This window comes from Pseudomonas sp. EA_65y_Pfl1_P113 (assembly GCF_963970525.1).
Taxonomy (GTDB): domain Bacteria; phylum Pseudomonadota; class Gammaproteobacteria; order Pseudomonadales; family Pseudomonadaceae; genus Aquipseudomonas; species Aquipseudomonas tritici.
Genome location: NZ_CAXAQM010000383.1, coordinates 1 through 508, shown reverse-complemented (window position 1 = coordinate 508; position 508 = coordinate 1). Strand labels below are relative to the sequence as shown.

Below are 508 nucleotides of genomic sequence, written 5' to 3'. Positions count from 1 at the left end.
ATCGGTTCGCCCCACTTAAGCGCGACAATCGCTTCAGGGGGCGGGCGACAATGCGCATTTATCTGGTGGTGATCGACGAGACGCCCGAAAGCAGCATCGCCTTGCGCTTTGCCGCGCGGCGCGCGGTAAAGACCGGCGGCGGGGTGGAAATCCTGGCGCTCGTACCCCCCACCGAATTTACCGCCTTTGCCGGGGTGCAGGCCACGATCGAGGAAGAGGCACGCCACCATGCCGAGGGACTGGTAGCGGCAGCGGCGGGGGCCCTGATCGAAGAATCGGGCCTGAAGCCGCAGATCACGGTGCGTCAGGGCGAAGGCCCCAAGGTCATTCGCGAGATGATCGCCGCCAATCCCGACATCGCCGCGCTGGTGCTGGCGGCAGCGGCGAGCGGCGCGCCCGGCCCGCTGGTCGCGCATTTCGCCGGAGCCGACACCGGTGCCCTGACCATCCCGCTGATGATCATTCCCGGGTCGCTCGACCGCGAGGCGATCGACCGGTTGAGCTGATC

At 67.5% G+C, this 508-nt stretch carries 1 protein-coding gene; it reads left to right on the top strand.

What is annotated here, in order from left to right:
• Positions 1-506 (top strand): universal stress protein (locus tag AACY52_RS30175; protein ID WP_339561357.1); only part of this gene is annotated, 506 nt, incomplete at its 5' end.
• Positions 507-508: the final 2 nt, after the last annotated feature.